A 14,021-nucleotide genomic window follows, 5' to 3' on the forward strand; every position below is an offset into this window, starting at 1 on the left:
CGCCGCGTATGGCTGGGCTTCGCCTCCGGCTGCCCGGTGCAGGACCTGTGGCGGGACCTGCTACAGCGCCTCCAACCACCACTAGAACCCACCGCCATGGCCAGGTTCATGAATAATGCGGGCTAGAACGCCGGCATCGGGAACGCAGACGCCGTCCAGGCCGTTGCGGGTCTAGGGCAGGGCCTTTCGGCGGTGCCAACCGAGCGCTGGTCCTGGAGGGTGCATCCATCCTCCGTCGCACCGACCGCCCTGAGGACGCCCAGGTGCCCGGACACACGCGACCCCGGGAAGGCAGAGGAGGCGAGAGACGATAGCTGAGGAGCCGAGGACTACGGGGCCATACGACTAATGGCTGACGGCGGAGTTAGCCCGGCTTCAGGCGACCGGGCAAGGCCAACCGCCGAGAATCGTCCTGATCGCTGGACTGCAGAAGCACGCTGGTCTCGGCCTCAGGCAGGCTAAGGAGGTGGTCGAAGACTACGGTCGGCGGAACGCCCTGACCTGGGGTGCTGCCGGCTCGGTGGGATCCATCCCCTGGATGGTCGCCCTCCTGCTGGCAATGGTCGTCACTGCCTATCCCCTTCTCCGCACGACGGCGCAAGGAGAGTAGCCGGATCTCTGGTCGGTGGCATTCACGGGATTCGCGACCGTGGTCTACGTGGTGCTCCTGGTCCTCGAGGTCCGCAAGTATCTGAAGGGGCGGAAAGCGTCCGGGACTTCGGGTGGCCCGAGGAACCTCGCTAAGCCTTGACGCGGCATAGCGACCGGAGTGAATGGCATAAACGACATGAAGCGGACGATACGTGACAACCACGGGGAGAACGACAAGCCGGCAGTCGCAGCTGTTGTCGCGGCGGACGGATACGCGTTCATCATCCTCTTTGGACGAACGTGCCACGTCCTTCAGCCTGGTCCCCAACTCTCACATGATCCGCGCGTCTTCCGTCATCGCCGTCATTGCCGATCAGCCCCTTGGCCAGTTTCCTGCACACTGGCATAACACAAATGGCGGAATCGATTCGTGCCTTCCGCCGTGCGGTGTGGAAGCTGCTATAGGGATCGCCGCCCGGAGGCCACCATGTCGGATTCGGGGGAGGCGAGGTCTGGATCACCATACTGAGGTGGCGGGGGGGAATGCCTTTTCTTATGTCCGATGGGACTGGCCCAGAGGGACGGACGGGGCGACCTTCGGTCTGGCTGAGCTGAGCCCGGCAGGTATCCTGGGTGGCCGCCGCGAAGCAGCCCCACATCAATACCCGCTGCGGGGGACCTTGTCGTCCTTCCTCGGGCGGGAGTAGGGGGGCGCAACATGGTCGAGAAGCTGATCCGCCTGGAGCACACCGGCGTGTTCGAGAACGCCCTCCCCAAGGGTGCCATCGAGTTCGCCCGCTGCACCATCATCTACGGCGAGAACGGCAGGGGGAAGACCACGCTCTCGCACCTCCTGCGGTCCCTCTGCACCGGCGACTGCGGGTGTCTGAGGCCACGGGCCACGATCGGGGCTAGCAGCCAGCCGAGCGCTGAACTGCTCATCTCCGGTAGTCACCACTCGCTCAAGGGTTACACTTGGTCACCTCCACGTGCCGGGATCTCCATCTACGATGCGGAGTTCGTCAGACGTAACGTGTACTCTGGGTCTGGCGTCACCGCCGAGCACAGGAGCAACCTCTGCAGGTTCGTTCTCGGCGAGGAGGCGGTGGAGCTGGCAGACAAGGTGGATGTCCTGAATGACGATGTGACGAAGGCAAACAGGGCCATCGCCGAGGCGGAGGCCGCCCTGGGGCCGCTCGTTGGGAGGGACATGACGATCGACGAGTTTCTGGGGCTCCCCAGCGACCCGGAGATCGACGTCAAGATCGCCTCCGCTCAGAAGCTGGTCGATGCGGCGACCGACGCCCAAGAAGTCCTGAAGCACGCCGGTCTCGTCAGAATCGAGATCCCACCCGTCCCCACCACCGCCGCTGCAACTTTGACCGAGACCATCGAGGGTCTCTCTGCCGACGCAGTCGTGATGGTTAGAAGGCACGTGTCGGAGCATCTGGGCGAGGGTGGGGAGGTGTGGCTGAAGACCGGGGTGGAGTACCTGACGGACGATCGTTGTCCCTTCTGCGGTCAGCAGACGGAGGGCGTGGCCCTGCTCGACGCCTTCCGCAGGTACTTCGACGAGGGCTACGAGACCCTCGTATCGAGGGTCAAGGCGGAGTGTCACAGTCTGGCGACACCATACTCCGAGCCCAAGCTCAGCGGTCTCAAGACGATGCTGGCTGCGAACGCGGCCGCAAGGGAATATTGGGCGAAGTACACGACCGTCGCAGCCATTCCGATCGCTCTGGATGCTCTCGATGCCCTGTGGCGACAGGTTGCCGAGCAGTTGCTTCCGCTCTTTGCCGAGAAGCTGGCGGATCCGTCCAATGTCGTGGCCTCCGCAGAAGCGATGGCGGCGGTGGCGGCGTCGCATGCCACGGCGGCGGGTGCGGTGGCGAGCTACAACGAGCAGGTGGACGATATCAACGGGGCCGTCACGAAGCGCAAGGAGGATCTGTTGGCTGGGGACGCCGGCACCCACGCCGCCTCGCTACGGCGGAGGCAACTCCACAAGCGGCGGTGGGACGAGGGCGTGGTGCGACAGTGCGAAGCCGTTCAGAAAGCGAGGACGCTGAAGAAGGAGAAGGAGCGTGCGAAGGCGACCGCCAAGGAGGCTCTCGACAAGCACGTTCAGGAGTTCGCCGAGGGGTACCGGGGGGCGATCAACGACTTCCTGACCAAGTGCGATGCGGCGTTCCGAATCGAGGGTCTCAAGGCGACGTTCACGGGAGGGGATGCCCGCTCGGACTACAGCATTGGGCTGTTCGGCAAGACCATCACTGCCTCTGCGAAGCCCGGCGATGATCCCCATTTCGACACCGCCCTGAGCGAGGGCGACAAGCGTGCGCTGGCCTTTGCCTTTTTCCTTGCGAGAATGCAGCGGGACCCCAATACAGGTCGCAAGATCGTCGTCCTCGATGACCCGGTGGCGAGCCTTGACGCACACAGGCGGCGGCACACCATCGACGTGATGGTTGAGCTTGCCACCAAGTGTGGGCAGCTCATCGTGATGACCCACGATCCGCACTTCGCACGCGACGTCTCGAAGAGGATCACGCAGGCGGGTATGGCCAAGGAAGGTGGGCTCGTGACGCTCGGAATCCGACGGTCCGGGCCGTGGAGCGTCATCTGTGAGTGCGATCCCTCGGAGATCTGTCAGGTGGCCTACGAGGCCAGCGTCGAGGATCTACATGTTTTCGCAACGGACCCGTCGTCGGTCCCTGCCCTGGACGCGGTACGCAGCATCAGGCCAGCGATCGAGGGTCTCCTGCGGATCAAGTACCCGCTCGAACTGAAGGGGAAGCGGCAGGTCGGCGAGATGATCAAGGCAATAGATGAGTGCACCGAGGGCAGTCGCCTGGCCGCCGTGAAGGATCAGGTAAAGGAGTTGTACGCCGTGACGGGCTATGCCACCGACTACATCCACATTGATGAGCCGCACTCACTGGTAGTGCCACAGGAGGGCGAGGCGGCTGGCTATGTGAGGCGAGCTATCGCGCTTCTCGACGTTCTGTGACGCTATCGCAGAGGAAGCCGAGGGACGGGACCACGCACGTGGGGAGCCACCCCTCACCCCCTGCCGAGCAGGCAGCCGATTGGGTCCGAGATGACGTACACGATGAGAATCACGATCAGGATGACGACGTAGCAGCCGCAGCCCGCCCTCTCTCTCGCAGCCGCACCGCTGCCGAGGTAGGGGAACTGTGCGGCGTGGTTGCCGGGGCTCCATGCGGGCTGGCGCGTGCATCCCAGACAAAACAAAACGGCTCTGGGAGGTATCCCAGAGCCGTCGGTTGGACTTTGGTAGCGCGGGGAGGATTCGAACCTCCGACCTCAAGGTTATGAGCCTTGCGAGCTACCAGACTGCTCCACCGCGCGTCGGTAGGTCGTATTATAACGACCCCGCTCGATCCTGTAAAGCCTGATTTCCCAAGACCCCGCCACAGGCCCTCGTGCCGCCTGCCTTGCTTGACTTTTGCCCACCCCTATGTTACCTTCGGCGCGGGTTCCAGACCCGTCGGTATGAGCCATCGTAAGGCTCCGTAGGAGGAGCGAATTGATGATTGGCCGGGGTTGCCACTTCTGGCGACGGCGCGCGCTCTTGGTGTGCGCCTGTTGCGTCCTGCCCGGTCTATTCCCCGCCCTGGCCTTCTCCCGCCCGGTCGTCGCCATCACCCGCCCCGCAGATCAGGCCGTACTGTATGGCGATACCACCGTCGAGGTCGCCTTCCGCAGCGATTCCATGCGCCCCATCGTCCGCCTCGACCTGCTCCTGGATGGTCGCGACCTCCAGTCGGACCCGCTTCCGACGCCGCTGCTTGAAGGCCAGCGCACGCTGCAGCTACCCTCGGCTGCCCTCGCACCCGGCACCCATCGTCTGACCGTGCGAGCTTTGGATACGCTCGGTGATGTGGGCACCGGCGAGGTCAATGTGAGTTCGCCGGGCGGCGCCGCAGGCGGAGTCGACGTGATTCCGCCCGCCGTCAGCATCTACTACCCCGCGCAGGGGGCGACGGTCTCCGGCTTTGTCACTGTCCGCGCCGAGGTCAACGATAGCTCGGCGATCCGTGTCGTGATGTTCTATGTGGACGGCAAGCTGCACACCGTTCGCATGAACGCGCCGCCTTTCACCGCCGAATGGGACACGCGCCGCTTCCAGGACGGCACGCATGTGCTGGAGGCTCGAGCCAAGGACTCGGCGGACAACGAGGGGAACGCAGCACCCGTAACGGTGATCGTGCAGAACCGTGTTGCTGCACCGACACCGGCTCCCACTCCCGTGAGCGTTCCCGGACCGACGACGATCCCGACGCCGGGCGTCAGCGGTCCGATTGCGAGCGGCAGTCCGGCTGTGGTCATCCCGGTCGTCGTGGCACCGCCGACGACTGCGGGCGGAACGGGCGAGCCCGCTGTGGTGATCCCGGGCCCGGTTCCCGTCACACCTTCGCCCGTGGTGGCCATGCCCCCGGTCGAGACGGGTACCGTGCCAGGCCCGATCGTGGCTGCAACCGGCCCGATCGGCACGCCTGTTGGCGCACCGGCGCCGGTCACTCCGGTTCCGGCTGCGCCTTCCACCGACCTGCATGTTCCGGCGGTCGAAGCGCCGACGCTGGCCTCGGCCGGTACTGCTCTTGCGCCACCGGCTGGTGCCTCTGAGGAGCCGAAACTGGCTTCGGCCGGATCCATGCTTCCGGCTCCGGTGGCGACTGTAGCTCGGCCCGACACGACAGTGGCCGAACCTCAGACAGCAGCTCCCGAGGGTACGCCCATGCTGCCGACCGTGCAGCCATCGGGCGACCCTCTGACGGCGCCTGCCGGCGAGCTTCCCGTGCCTGCTCCGATGCCGCCGATGACGCCGGCTCTCGGGTCCTTGCCGGAGCCGCCCGCTCCGGAGCCTGAGCCGGTGGCTACGCCGACCGAAGGCACTGCACCGACAACCGGCACTGCACCGACAACAACCACTACGCTGGCGGAGGCCCCTGCACCGGCAGCAAGCACCACGCCGGTTGAGGTCACCACGCCGACGGCAGTCAGCGCTCCTGTCGAGAGTTCTGCATCTGTGGCGGTAGAGACTCCTGCAGCAACCTCGACCCCGGCGGTCGCACCTCCTGTAGAAGCGGTTGCGACGCCGCCTGTATCGCCCGAGTTGCTTGCGACGGCGCCCATGGGCACCACGGACGCTGCACCGGAGCCCAGGGTTCTGGTGCCGGGCCTGGTGAAGCCGACGGTAGACCTGTACAAGGAAGGGCCGCAGGCGGCTGTGCCGGACCTGAGCCTCGGGGCGGCAGGAACCTCCGAAGCGCCGGCGTCTGTGGTCGTTTCCGTGGAAAACCATGTGGAAAACCCGGCGAAACCTGTGGAAGAACCGGCGGCTACCGGCTCAACCACCGCCGTAACGCCGGTTGCAGCGGTCCCTGAGGCGCCTGCTTCCGAGAGCAGTACCGTCGAGTTCCGGCGCATCAACGGTGGCCCGAGCACTCCGGCTGCATCAGCCGCACCCGAAGGGGCTGCACCGGTAGCGCGCTCTCCGCGTACCCATCGACTGACGGCCGCCGATGGTCGCGCACTGGCGAAGGCCACCATGACGTATAATGGGCGTGCGCTCCCTGTGGAGGCACGGCCGGAAGTGCGTCAGGGCGTCCTGATGATCTCCCTGAAGCACATCCTTGAGGCCGCCGACGGTGCGCTCTATTGGTTTGCCTCCGAGAAGATTGCCCGGGCGGTAACCGAGAAGACGGACCTCTCGGTGCGTCTTGGCAGTGCCCGTGGCGCAGTGAACGGCAAGAGCCGTGAGCTTGCCGCAGCACCCGTGCTGAAGGACGGCCGGATCCTCGTGCCGCTGGAGTTCGTCGCCGAGGCACTGGGGATGACCGTTGAGTTCGACCCCGACGCAGAGCGAGTTCTGGCCACCGGGCCAAGCAAGACTCAATAGAGGCGCCTACTGACGGCGCGACCCGCAGCCCCATGCCACCGCTGGGGCTGCTTCGACACCGGTGGGCCCTGAGTGGAGCCCACGGTTCGCCAACCTAACCTGGGAATGAGGACTGACGCATGGACCACGTAGAGCCTTTCTTGTTCGGCACCCAGCGCATCAATGAGCAGGGGCACCTCGAGATCGGCGGCTGCGACACCCTCGATCTCGCTGCCGAGTTCGGAACGCCCCTGTACGTACTCGATGAAGCCCTCGTGCGTCGTACCTGCAATGCCTATGTGACCGAGTTCGGCAAGCGCCTCGAGCGCGTTGAGATCGCCTATGCCGGCAAGGCCCTGCTGACCACTGCCCTGTGCCGCATCGTCGGGCAGGAGGGCATGGCGCTGGATGTGGCGAGCCCCGGCGAGCTGCACACGGCCCTCAAGGCCGGGTTCCCGGTCGGGCACATCAAGATGCACGGCAACTTCAAGTCCGATATGGCCCTGGCTATGGCGTTGGAGTGCGGCGTCGGTCGCGTTGTCGCCGATAGCCTCAGTGAGCTGGAGCGCCTGTCGAAGATGGCTGTGGAGATGGGCAAGAAGGCCGACGTCCTCATCCGCGTCGGCCCCGGGATCAAGACCCAGACCCACAGCTACATCCAGACCGGCCAGGCGGATAGCAAGTTCGGACTGAGCATCGCCTCCGGAGCGGCGATGGAGGGCATCAAGCTCGCGCTGAGTCTGCCCGGCATCAACTTGCGTGGCCTGCATTGTCACATCGGTTCCCAGCTCTTCGGCCTGGACTCCTACGCCCGGACCGTCGAGATGATGACGGAGTTCATCAAGCTCGTGCGGGCGCAGACCGACTGGGTCTGCGACGAGCTGGATCTCGGCGGCGGCCTGGGGATCGCCTACACTCTGGAGGATGCGCCACCCTCCGTCGCTGAGCTGGCCGAGGTCATCTGCGCGGCGCTGAAGTCGGCCGCGGAGGCCCAGGGCCTGCCGCTGCCCAAGCTGATTCTGGAGCCCGGGCGCTCCATCGTCGGTCCGGCGGGAACCACTCTGTACACGGTTGGGCCCGTCAAGGTCATTCCCGGCGTTCGCACCTATGTCTCGGTCGATGGCGGCCTGTCCGACAACCCGCGCCCGGCGCTGTATGAGGCCGAGTACACCGCTCTCGTGGCCAACAAGGCCAACCAGCCCGCGACGATTCCGGTGCGTGTCTCCGGGTCACACTGCGAGACGGATACCCTGATCCCCGAGACGCCGCTGCAGCCGGTGGAGGAGGGCGACATCATCGCCGTCTTCTGCACGGGTGCCTATAACCATGCCATGGCGTCGAACTACAACCGGTTCCGCCGACCGGCCATGGTAGTGGTGATGGACGGCAAGGCAGACCTCATCTACGAGCGCGAGACGCTCGACGATCTGGTTGCCCACGATGTGATTCCGGACCGCCTGCGTTAGGGCCCTGGGACGCCGGCCTCGTCGCTTCGGGCCGGTAATGCAGCACCTGGCTGTGATTTGCAGTGCGGCAACGACTGGAACAATGGCTGGGCGAGGACGAGACGCGGCTGCTGGAGCAGGCCGGCAGGCTGGCCCACGAGGCGGGAATGCGCCTCTACCTGGCCGGCGGGTCGGTCCGCGACATCCTTCTGGGGTGTCCGCATCAGGACTGGGACCTGGTTGTCGAAGGTGATGGACTTGCCCTGGCTCAGGCTCTTGGTGAGGCTTGGTGTGGGCGGTCTACCCTTCACGATCGCTTCCTGACGGCCAGAATCGAGCTCGACGGCGAGACGCACTTTGATATCGCAACGGCACGGACCGAGACCTACCCGCGTCCGGGAGCGCTACCTGTCGTAACGCCGGCGTCGATGGAGGAGGACCTCTGGCGGCGGGATTTCGGCGCCAATGCGCTGGCGGTCGCCCTGGGGCCGGACGACTGGGGCGATGTGCTCGACCCCACCGGCGGCATCGACGACCTGCGGCGCAGGATCATCCGGGCGCTGCATGACCGCAGCTTCTGGGACGATGCCACGCGTATCGTCCGTGCCGTCGGCTTCGAGCAGCGTCTCGGTTTCGCCATCGAGCGACACACGGAGGCCTGGATCCGCGAAGCGGCGGCCCATGGTGCGCTGCAAACCGTCTCGACGGAGCGCCTGGGTGAGGCCATCCTGCCCTTGCTGTCCAACTCCGTGGGACCCCAGGTCCTGGCCAGGGGCCATGAGTTGGGGATCGCCCGCGCGCTGGGCGTGCGAGTGGCCTTCAGTCGGCGTGCCCTGCGTGCCCTGCGAGAAGTCCCGGCGGCTCTGAAGGCGCTGGGAGAAGCGGGTGATCCGCGCGCCCGGGCGGTGGCTTGTCTGGTGGCGCTACTCCTGGGACGGAGCGTTGAAGCCGTCCAGATGATTGAGCGGCTGCACCTGGACCGGCCCACAGCACGCGAGTTGCGGGGCGCTGAACGAGCCCTGCGAACCTGGCCCGAGGGTTTCAGGCCCGAGGCACGGCCCGGAGATCTGTGGGCCCAGTTACGCGAGGCCGACTTCGGGGCGGTCACGATGCTGTGGCTGGCGAACCCGTCCCCGACGGTGCGTAAGGCTCTCGTGAGCTTCTGGCAAGACCTGCGGCCGACCAAGCCTGACTTTGACCTGGACGACCTCCGAGCGCTGGGCTTCCGGCCCGGAGTGCTCTTCGGTGAGGCGGTACAGGCGGCACTGCGGGCCAAGCTCAACGACCATGCTGGTCGCGAGGACCAGCTATCGGTCGCTCAGGACGTGCTGCAGAGCCCTCTTGAGATGTGAATCTGTTCACTTCGTTCGATTTGGCCTTGAGGTTGGCGGATCCCACCTATGCCCATCTTCCAGATGCTCCAGTCGGGGCACTTCAGTATCGCTGGCTTTCTGACGTGGCTCCTGGCCTTGGTGGTCGGGATCACCGTCCACGAGTTCGCCCATGCCTACCGGGCCGACCGGGCCGGTGACCCGACACCACGGGCCAATGGGCGCGTGTCCCTCAACCCCTTGGATCACTACGATCCGGTCGGGACGACCCTGATTCTGCTGTTCGGTTTCGGCTGGGGTAAGCCGGTGCCGGTGAACCACTTCTTGTTTCGCAACCCCCGGCGCGACGAGATCATGGTATCCTTGTGGGGTCCGCTGTCGAACCTGATCACCGCTACCGTGCTCGCGATCCCGATCCGCTTCGGGGTGGCCGGAGTATACACACCGGTCCTGGTCGCCATCCTTGAGCTCCAGCTCATCCTGGCGGTGTTCAATCTGATACCCGTCTATCCTCTGGATGGCTCGCACATCCTGTCGGCCCTGTTGCCGGCGGAGCAGGCACGGCGTCTGGATGCCGCCTATGCCCAGTATGGCCCGCTGTTGCTGGTGGTCGTCGTCATGGTCGCCGGTCAGTTCGTCTGGCCCGTCGTGGGAATGCTGCTGAGGCTCCTGCTCGGACCGCTCGCCTAGACGAAAGGGACACGGAGGAAGACGAGAGACGAAGCCGGCACGGCGTGGGGGCGCCGGTGGCACTGCACCTCAGAGGATCGCGGCAACCAAGATTGCACTCGGGCAGGGATACCACGATGATCCAGCGCGCCGTCGTGCTGTGTGCCGGAGAGGGGAGCCGTCTGAGGCCCCTGACCTTTGCCAAGCCCCCACACCAGCTGCCGGTTGCCGGGAAGCCCATTCTCGGCTGGGCTCTTGAGGCCCTGCATGAGGCCGGCGTCCGTGAGGTCGCTCTCATCGTCGGCCACCATGCCGAGGCCATCCGCCAGTATGTCGGCCTGGGTGACGCCTTCGGTCTCGACGTGCAGTACATCCACCAGCTTCAGCCCCTGGGGATCGGCCATGCGGTGAGTCTGGCGCGTGATTTCGTCAAGGGTGAGCCCTTCCTGGTCTACCTGGGCGACAACCTCTTTGAGCACGGGCTGACGGGCTTCGTCGACAGCCTCCGGGGCAACGACTGGGATGCTGCGCTGCTGCTCAAGAGCGTCGAAGACCCCAGACGTTTCGGGGTCGCCGAGGTCGAGGGCGAGCGCATCCTTCGGGTGCTCGAAAAGCCTGCCGATCCGCCCAGCGATCTTGCCATCGTGGGCGTCTACGCCTTCCATCCGACGGTCTTCCAGGCGATCTACGAACTGGAGCCCTCGGCGCGTGGCGAGGTCGAGATCACCGATGCCATCCAGCAGATCATCAAGTCCGGACGTCCGGTCCGCTGGAGCAAGATCGAGGGGCTGTGGGAGGATGCCGGCGAGCCGACGGCACTTCTCCGGGCAAACCGCGAATGGCTGCTGCGACTGCCTTCACTGGTGCCGGCCAGCGCTCTCGACAACAGCACTGTCGAGGGCTACGTGGGGATCGAGCGTGGAGCCCGGGCCATCAACTCGAAGCTCCTCGGCCCTTGCCGCATCGGGCGCAACAGCGTGATCGAGAACTCGGTGATCGGCCCAGACGTGACCATCGGCTCCGGCTGCGAGATCAGCAACACCCGCGTGTCGAACTGCGTCATCCAGCGCAACAGCCGCGTGCGAGACCTCCCCGGCGGGCTGATCGACTCGGTCCTGGGTGAGAGTGTCGAAGTCCAGGGACGTCCCGACGACGGCGACAGGCCTTTGAGCCTGCTGCTCAGCGACATGGCACACGTGATCGCCCGCTAGGTGCCACACGAAAGCATCATCATCCCCGGCCTCCGGGCCGTTTCTGATGGGTTCCAATGGTTGTTACCGCCAAGCCAGAAACCGAACAGGGCACGCAGTACACCGGTTTCCCGGTGTCGGTCGAGGTCTTCGCCGGCCCTCTCGACCTGCTCCTGCATCTTGTCCGCAAGCAGGAGGTCGAGATCGCCGAGGTGCAGATCGCGACGATCACTGACGACTACCTGCGCTACCTGGAGGCGCTTGCCGAGATCAAGGTAGACCTTGCCGCCGACTTTCTCGTCATGGCCGCAAACCTCATGTGGCTCAAGTCGCGATCACTCCTCCCGCGGCAGGAGGAAGAGGCCATCGAGGAAGCGCTGGAAGAGGAGTTCGTGCACAGCGAGGAGGAGCTCAAGCAGCGCCTGGAGGAATACCGCAGCTACAAGGAAGCTGCCGTCCTGCTGGCCGAGTCGCGCAACCTGCGGCAGCGGGTCTTCCTGCGCTCCCTCTCCGAGGGCGACGAGATCGGCAGCGGGTACGTACCGCTGGCCGATGTGTCACTGTTCGACATGGTATCCGCGATCCAGGAGATGCTCGAACGCACCAAGGATGCGCCGGTCGGGTACGTGCGTCCGGCTGAGGTGACGGTTGCCGATTGCATCGAGAACGTGGTACTCCGACTGCAGGCCTCCCCGGATCGGAGCTGCAGCTTCGTGGACCTGTTCGATACGCCCACGACCCGTGTGATGATCATCCTCGTGTTCCTGGCGACTCTTGAACTGGTGCGACGGCGACGCCTCCGTCTGGCCCAGGGCCTCAACGCTCGTGAGATCATGGTGCAGCTTACCGACTAGCACCTTCGCACGCGCAGGACCGTCGACTCCCTTCAAGCCGTCTCCATCAGGTGCAACTCATTCTCCACGTCGTCGCATCTAGCTGCGCGCGACTCACGTGCCTTCAGAAGCGAACTGTAATGAGCGAAGAACGCGATCAGGTCAACGCCCTGGAATGCCTCCTCTTTGCTGCCAAGGAGCCGGTGCCGCTGGCGAGACTGGCCGAAGTGCTGGAGTGCGAGGTCACCGACCTGCTCCCTATGCTGGCGTCCCTGGACGAGGCACGCGCCGAGACGGGCCTGCAGGTAACGCACCTCGCCGGTGGCTATGCGCTGGCGACACGCCCCAAGTATGGCGACTACGTGCAGCGGCTGCTGCAGCCCGATCCCGAACGCCTCTCGATCCAGGCTCTCGAGACCCTGGCGATCATCGCCTACCGCCAGCCGATGACCAGGCCCGAGGTGGACGAGATCCGCGGTGTGAACTCCAGCGGCGCCGTCACGAGCCTGATCGAGAAGGACCTCGTGCGGGTCGCGGGCCGCAAGGATGCGCCTGGTCGTCCCTTCCTGCTACAGACGACCGCGCACTTCCTGTCGGTCTTCGGCCTCAAGGACCTCACGGATCTGCCCGACATCAGCGAGCTGCGGCACGCCATGGAGGAGCAGTACGCCCGCAAACAGGAACGCGAAGCGGCCGGGGAGGAGGCAGCCTCGCCGGGGGAGAAGGAAGACGCTGACGCTGCGGAGGAGACGGATTCCGCGGCTCAGACAGCGGAGGGCGATTCCGCACCCGAGGTGTCACCCGCACCGCAAAGCTCCGACGAAAGCACCACAGCCCCGCACACCGATCAGGGGGGTGACGGACCATCAGCAGCCGCGCAGCCGCCCACCGAAGCTTCCTGATCGTCCCCTTCCTTGCCGCACTGTTTGTAGCTCTGAGCTGCAGCGGGATCGGCCATACAGCGCCTCCGCCGCCCATCACTGCCCAGGCGGCCATTGTGATCGATGCGCAGGATGGAACTGAGCTGTGGTCCTTCAACGCCGACCGTCGGATGTACCCCGCAAGTCTGACCAAGATGATGACGGGCGCCCTGGCCTGTGAGCAGAACCAACTGGACCGCGTGGTCACCATCTCGCAACGTGCGGAGAACGTCCCGGAGACGGGCATCGGCCTCAAGGCCGGTGAGCGACTGACCGTGGGTGACCTGGCCCGGGCGGCCTTGATCTGGTCGGCCAACGATGCGGCCCTGGCCCTGGGCGAGGCTGTGAGTGGGAATGTGGATAGCTTCGTCGCCCTGATGAACCAGCGGGCACGCGAGTGGGGAGCCGTGAACACCCACTTCGTCAACCCGCACGGCCTGCACCAGAGCGACCACTATACGACTGCGAGGGACTTGGGCATCCTCGCGACCCGCGCCATGACCTTGCCGAGCTTCCGGCAGATCGTGAACACGCGCTCGGTCGTCATGATGCGACCCGTGGGTGCGCCGGCGGTCCGGGAGGGTGAAGGTGACCTGGGTGCGCCTCCGGCCGGGCCGGTGCAGACCCGGGAGCGCAGAATCTTCACCAATCGCAACCGTCTCCTGTTGTCCTGGGATGCCTGCGATGGCGTCAAGTCCGGCTACACCCGCCAGGCAGGGCGCTGTCTTGCCGCCTCGGCAACGCTCAAGGGCTGGCGGGCGATCGTGATCGTGCTCAATGCGGTCCAGGCCACCGAGGACTGCCGCCACCTGCTGCAGTGGGCGCATGAGAACTACGAGCAGCGCCTCATCCTGAAATCCGGAGAGGGCCACTGGGAGCTGCCGGTGGAAGATGGGGCAAGCGCGAAGGTACCGGTGGTTGCCGGCAAGAGCCTGCAGATGCTGGTGCCCAAAGATGCCGCGTGTCCTCAGCCACAGGTCCGCGTGCTCGGCCAGACGGTGACGGCTCCGGTGCAGCGCGGGGCGACCGTGGGAAAACTGCAAGTGGTGGTACAGGGCGCCATCCGCGGAGAAGCTCCGCTGGTGACGGCCCAGTCGGTTGAGCTCGGACTATGGGGACGCGTGAAGCGCTATACCA

General features: G+C 65.5%; 9 protein-coding genes, 1 tRNA gene and 1 pseudogene. 10 read left to right on the forward strand and 1 reads right to left on the reverse strand.

Going from position 1 to position 14,021, the window contains the following annotated elements:
* The first annotated feature begins 466 nt into the window (after window positions 1-466).
* Together ABFE16_07540 and ABFE16_07545 are read left to right on the forward strand one after the other, a co-directional pair.
* On the forward strand, window positions 467-610 hold the full coding sequence (locus ABFE16_07540; protein MEN6345147.1) for a hypothetical protein: 144 nt from the start codon (window positions 467-469) through the stop codon (window positions 608-610).
* Window positions 611-1,309: 699 nt separating this feature from the next.
* Entirely contained in the window at window positions 1,310-3,601 is a 2,292-nt protein-coding gene (locus tag ABFE16_07545; GenBank protein MEN6345148.1) for an AAA family ATPase, read from the forward strand.
* A gap of 285 nt (window positions 3,602-3,886) precedes the next feature.
* On the opposite strand, the gene ABFE16_07550 is transcribed toward ABFE16_07545, so the two are convergent.
* A tRNA-Met gene (locus ABFE16_07550) sits at window positions 3,887-3,963 on the reverse strand.
* 181 nt (window positions 3,964-4,144) lie between these two features.
* Between ABFE16_07550 and ABFE16_07555 the strand changes: the two genes are divergently transcribed.
* From ABFE16_07555 to ABFE16_07590, 8 genes and pseudogenes are all read left to right on the forward strand, one after another.
* Window positions 4,145-6,517 (forward strand): Ig-like domain-containing protein, encoded by a 2,373-nt coding sequence (locus ABFE16_07555; protein ID MEN6345149.1) that lies wholly within the window; start codon window positions 4,145-4,147, stop codon window positions 6,515-6,517.
* A gap of 119 nt (window positions 6,518-6,636) precedes the next feature.
* A complete protein-coding gene (gene lysA / locus ABFE16_07560) occupies window positions 6,637-7,962 on the forward strand; it encodes a diaminopimelate decarboxylase (protein MEN6345150.1) in 1,326 nt (441 codons plus the stop codon).
* Between the two features lie 62 nt (window positions 7,963-8,024).
* A complete protein-coding gene (locus ABFE16_07565) occupies window positions 8,025-9,293 on the forward strand; it encodes a hypothetical protein (GenBank protein ID MEN6345151.1) in 1,269 nt (422 codons plus the stop codon).
* A gap of 48 nt (window positions 9,294-9,341) precedes the next feature.
* Complete coding sequence (locus tag ABFE16_07570) at window positions 9,342-9,962, forward strand: site-2 protease family protein (GenBank protein MEN6345152.1); 621 nt, start codon at window positions 9,342-9,344, stop codon at window positions 9,960-9,962.
* Between the two features lie 116 nt (window positions 9,963-10,078).
* On the forward strand, window positions 10,079-11,152 hold the full coding sequence (locus tag ABFE16_07575; GenBank protein ID MEN6345153.1) for a glucose-1-phosphate thymidylyltransferase: 1,074 nt from the start codon (window positions 10,079-10,081) through the stop codon (window positions 11,150-11,152).
* 56 nt (window positions 11,153-11,208) lie between these two features.
* Window positions 11,209-11,985: a segregation/condensation protein A gene (locus ABFE16_07580; protein MEN6345154.1), complete on the forward strand. Its 777-nt coding sequence runs from the start codon at window positions 11,209-11,211 to the stop codon at window positions 11,983-11,985.
* A 119-nt stretch (window positions 11,986-12,104) separates the two neighbouring features.
* Window positions 12,105-12,866 (forward strand): SMC-Scp complex subunit ScpB, encoded by a 762-nt coding sequence (gene scpB / locus ABFE16_07585; protein ID MEN6345155.1) that lies wholly within the window; start codon window positions 12,105-12,107, stop codon window positions 12,864-12,866.
* A 47-nt stretch (window positions 12,867-12,913) separates the two neighbouring features.
* Window positions 12,914-13,975, forward strand: a pseudogene (locus ABFE16_07590) (D-alanyl-D-alanine carboxypeptidase family protein).
* Window positions 13,976-14,021: the final 46 nt, after the last annotated feature.

The sequence above is a fragment of the Armatimonadia bacterium genome (assembly GCA_039679385.1).
GTDB lineage: Bacteria > Armatimonadota > Zipacnadia > Zipacnadales > JABUFB01 > JAJFTQ01.